Annotated in this window: 8 protein-coding genes; all 8 read right to left on the reverse strand. The window is 45.3% G+C overall.

The genetic code is table 11. The annotated features are described in order from the left end of the window. The coding region (locus QN379_RS23130; RefSeq protein WP_323507732.1) for a hypothetical protein at nt 1-195 on the reverse strand (195 nt) is incomplete at its 3' end. 70 nt (nt 196-265) lie between these two features. Beyond that, nucleotides 266-595 carry a type II toxin-antitoxin system RelE/ParE family toxin gene (locus tag QN379_RS23135; protein ID WP_322239706.1) on the reverse strand — a complete coding sequence of 110 codons (330 nt, stop codon included), beginning with the start codon at nt 593-595 and terminating at the stop codon, nt 266-268. Continuing rightward, nucleotides 595-864 carry a type II toxin-antitoxin system Phd/YefM family antitoxin gene (locus QN379_RS23140; protein WP_322239708.1) on the reverse strand — a complete coding sequence of 90 codons (270 nt, stop codon included), beginning with the start codon at nt 862-864 and terminating at the stop codon, nt 595-597. The genes QN379_RS23135 and QN379_RS23140 overlap by 1 nt, the downstream gene beginning before the upstream one ends. Before the next feature lie 164 nt (nt 865-1,028). Beyond that, a complete protein-coding gene (locus QN379_RS23145) occupies nt 1,029-1,412 on the reverse strand; it encodes an LPD7 domain-containing protein (protein ID WP_322239710.1) in 384 nt (127 codons plus the stop codon). Continuing rightward, the gene (locus QN379_RS23150) at nt 1,369-2,040 is read right to left on the reverse strand and encodes a hemagglutinin repeat-containing protein (RefSeq protein ID WP_322239712.1); all 672 of its coding nucleotides are present in this window, start codon (nt 2,038-2,040) and stop codon (nt 1,369-1,371) included. The genes QN379_RS23145 and QN379_RS23150 overlap by 44 nt, the downstream gene beginning before the upstream one ends. Nucleotides 2,041-2,256: 216 nt before the next feature. After that, nucleotides 2,257-2,460 carry a hypothetical protein gene (locus QN379_RS23155; protein WP_322239714.1) on the reverse strand — a complete coding sequence of 68 codons (204 nt, stop codon included), beginning with the start codon at nt 2,458-2,460 and terminating at the stop codon, nt 2,257-2,259. A gap of 53 nt (nt 2,461-2,513) precedes the next feature. Further along, on the reverse strand, nt 2,514-2,723 hold the full coding sequence (locus QN379_RS23160; RefSeq protein WP_322239716.1) for a DUF4926 domain-containing protein: 210 nt from the start codon (nt 2,721-2,723) through the stop codon (nt 2,514-2,516). After that, nucleotides 2,720-3,756: DUF6883 domain-containing protein (locus tag QN379_RS23165; RefSeq protein ID WP_416348563.1), on the reverse strand; the 1,037-nt coding region annotated here is incomplete at its 5' end. The genes QN379_RS23160 and QN379_RS23165, both read right to left, overlap by 4 nt.

Below are 3,756 nucleotides of genomic sequence, written 5' to 3' on the forward strand. Positions count from 1 at the left end.
ATCGTAAAGAGCTGTTCCTGAACTGGCTGGTTTTAACAAATAATTAGTCGTTTTAAATGCGCCAGCCAGTACGGCGAGTCCCAAATTTACAGGGGAAGGTGTCCAAATAGACGCCGCACCTAATCCTGTCGCAGCCTTATCAGTAAAGTCCACCATATTGTCATGATGTTGCTCGGGCGTTGTATCTGGCGTCAATTCACCTACAGACTTTCAATTGATTAGAAAATACATTAATAGCTGCTTCTTAAATATTGTATTGGTCCGATTACGTAACCCTCAAAAGTCGTCGGGTAAGTAATGATTCCATATCTCTTCTAACATCGACAATGACATGCACATACATGGTGTCTTGCCTTACTTCGTAAATGACGCGATTCATTCCAGATAAGACTTGCCTGTACTGTGTGAGATTTAGCTTTTCAATTTCACCTGGAATGCAACCAGCCTGCGGAAAATTTTGCAGATTACGAATGGCGTCTTTTATTTTCGCGTAAGTAGTGCGCCAAGTGTCAGCGGAAAAATTCTTGATAATATAGGCTCTGAGTTCTTTCAGATCTTGCTCAGCCGAATCGAGTATGACGACTCTGAAGCCCATTAGTGATCAGCCTTATCCAGTTCAGCGAACACATCCTCAGCGTCACGAAATTTACCTTGCTCAATTTCACGATTACCGAGTGCCAGAATTTTTAGCAGCGCGAGCGTTTCTTCTTGTTCTTCAAAGCTCTTCACGTCCATAACAACCAGCTTGGCTTCACCATTTTGCGTAATGAGCATAGGCTCACGATTTTCGGTGATGTCTTTGATAATTTCAGCGGCGTGACTCTTGAGGTAGCTGATAGGCTTTACCTGAGTTGAGAATTTCATGATCAGACCTCTATTGCAAATGAATGAGGACCAATTTTAGTCCTAATTAAGACTCATGTACATAGCCGGAATTCGTATTTTTACAATGAAATTAGTAGCATTTGCACCCGCGAAGAATGCAAATATGCAGGGACTGCCCGGACAGCTTGGACAGCTTGGACCGACTAAATCTTCAGCCTTGGAAGATGAACCTGCTCTGCACTACCCGTACCACTGCCGTCTGATCTTTCAACGAAATAACTTTTAATGACATTGCTATCATTGACAATCTTCATTGCTGGTTTGCAATCGCGGATGACTTCCAGATCGGCTTTGCTCGGTCTATAGCCCGTGATTTGTTCTGGACGGAATGCACCTGATAAAACTGCCTCCAGAAAAACTTGTGACTTGAATTCTTCGCTGCCAGTCAAGTGAAGTCGCTGCCATCCCTTCTCTACAGCCAATTTGATAGCGACCTTGATTTCGTCGTCCGTGCTACTCGCTATTTTTATTTGGCAACCATAGTCATAAATTTTTCCGCCACCATTCAGGTTGATTTGAAAACACATGCCGATCTCGGTTACAATCTCGTCCACCCCATTGCAATGCTCCGCAAATATCTCCAACAAAATCGGAATGTAGGTTCTGGAAAAAATCGCTTCGCGGTATTTTCTGCCGTTCTTGAAATCGGTAACCGTTGGTGTGCCCTTTAGAAGCGGACGCCCCGATCTGAAAGCTGAGTCCGGTTTGCTGACCGTTGGAACCGAGCGTAGCGCCAAGTCCCACGTTGCTGCCACTGTTGGTCGATTGCACATCGGTGGTGTTGGTGGCGGCGATCAAATGAATATTGCGCGCCGCGTCGAGGCTGATGTCGTGTGCTTGCAGTTTAGCGCCTTCCATGCGGATATCACCCTCGCGACTGGTAATGTTAATTGTGCTGGCTTGCGCTGTCGTGCCACGCGCTTGCGTTGCCCTGTTCTTGCTGTCCTGCTTGCTTTGACCTACACCCAGACTGACGCTGACGCCAAAACCCTCACCCTTCGCATCCGGATCAGGCGGTTTTTTGGCGAGTACATCTTGAGTCGCATGAATGCTGCCATTAGCGGCATCGGCCAATCCCGGCAATGCCGCCGACAGTTTGTAGGCGTCATAACCGGCTTTGAGGGCAAGTGCACCTTTGAGGCGATGATTGGACAATTCCTATCGGTGTTCATAATCCACTAGCAAGTTAGTTCCAAGATTGCGATTTTCGTTATTTGCGAGGGGCATTTCCTCCTGACTGATCGGTACTTTGAGGAAGATACCGATACTGATACTGATACTGATACTGATACTGATTTTATTGAACGTTTCTCTATTACCATTAGAAAAAAATAAACCTATTACTAGAATACAATATGTAATTCGACCAACTTAGTTGGTTCTTTCGCTGTACGCGAACGGAGCTGGCAAGCTCCAATTTTTAAACACCTCATTTAAAATCCATATCAACCAAACCGTGATATCGAGCAAAAGAACCATTTGATCGAAAGCACCACTCATTGCCACAATTCCCTTCATAGCATTAGCAATGCCGACTAAACTAACGAGCATTTTCATCCAGAGCATATGGTTCATTGTATATGCCCTGATACATAATTCTTTCATGCTTTTCTAGCTGAACTTCGTGATTATTCGGTACGCTGTACAAGTTCCAAATCATCTTCCTTCACTGTTAGCACTGCAAGCGAATCACCTACATTATCGACAAACTCGACTTCGTATTGCGGATGCATTGAGGCAAACACCATCAACACAGCTCCAGATGTTCCACTTGGAACATCTGGAGCAAGAGATCGAATTGATCTTACGACATCATATTCAAAGAATTTTGTTTTCATTTTTTGGTCGGAATGCCTGTTGTTAGTCTAACTATGCCGTCATTGTTGCGAATCCATCCAAATGTGACGTCAATCACTTTACCGTTTGCACCAGTGATAGGAATAATTTGATTAAATTTGACGCCTTGTTCAATAACACCTATCTGCACTGCTGAAGCTTCGCTAAAAATAATTTGATTGGCAAGCTGGTTGGCATTACTTTTATTAAATCCAAGGGCGGTGTCAAACCATGTTGCTTTGGAACCACCGATCGGATGATCCGTATTCAATAGATAGCGAGCTAATTTATCATCAACGCTTGCTCGCGTGGCTGCGAGCTCTATACCTGCACCTTTTGCCCCAAATATTTTTGCCAAAGTCCCGGTTAAATTCCCCACCAACTCAGGCATGGCAGCCAGCCCCAGCAATTCCAGCACTGTATTCTTATCAGCCCCCGCCAACTTAGCCTGATCAATATCCCTCGATGTCATTCCACCTAACAACGCTGTCTGTTGCGCGGTAATCTGCTGCAACTGTCCCGGATTGTCCTGGTACAGCATTTTTCTCTGCTCCAGAGCATCGACCGCATTAACAATACTATCTACCTTTGAGATACAGGAATAATCGTCACAGGATTTTCCAACATATTTATTGGCAACCGCGACACGGTCGTCAGCCCACGCCGTAGGATTCTTGGCACCATATCTGGCTTGCTGTTCCGGTGTCCAGGAACCATCGGCGTTACCGCTTAAGAATGGGTTGGCATGTTCTGCCGCCGTCGCCTGAAACATGGACGATGGTTTATTTTCTGCAATGAACTGTTTTGCCACCTCATCGCTTTTCCCGCCCTTTTGCGCAGCATCATCAACTACCCCATAGCCAGTTGATAGTAAGCGTTGATATGCCTCTTCGGGAGATATTTTTTCACCCGTTTTTTGCTCTAGATATTGTTGATACTGCGTAGCGCTATCCTTCGCCCATTTTCTCTCATCAGGATGCAACTGCCGATTATTTACATCAGCAATCACCCCCACATTCGCCCCAATCCCCGCAT

The organism is Glaciimonas sp. Gout2 (assembly GCF_035018905.1).
Taxonomy (GTDB): Bacteria; Pseudomonadota; Gammaproteobacteria; order Burkholderiales; family Burkholderiaceae_D; genus Glaciimonas.

Excerpts from the sequence above, each read along its gene's own strand:
- QN379_RS23135 (WP_322239706.1), bottom strand. The coding sequence starts at position 595 with ATGGGCTTCAGAGTCGTCATACTCGATTCGGCTGAGCAAGATCTGAAA.
- QN379_RS23140 (WP_322239708.1), bottom strand. The coding sequence starts at position 864 with ATGAAATTCTCAACTCAGGTAAAGCCTATCAGCTACCTCAAGAGTCAC.
- QN379_RS23145 (WP_322239710.1), bottom strand. The coding sequence starts at position 1,412 with ATGTGTTTTCAAATCAACCTGAATGGTGGCGGAAAAATTTATGACTAT.
- QN379_RS23155 (WP_322239714.1), bottom strand. The coding sequence starts at position 2,460 with ATGAACCATATGCTCTGGATGAAAATGCTCGTTAGTTTAGTCGGCATT.
- QN379_RS23160 (WP_322239716.1), bottom strand. The coding sequence starts at position 2,723 with ATGAAAACAAAATTCTTTGAATATGATGTCGTAAGATCAATTCGATCT.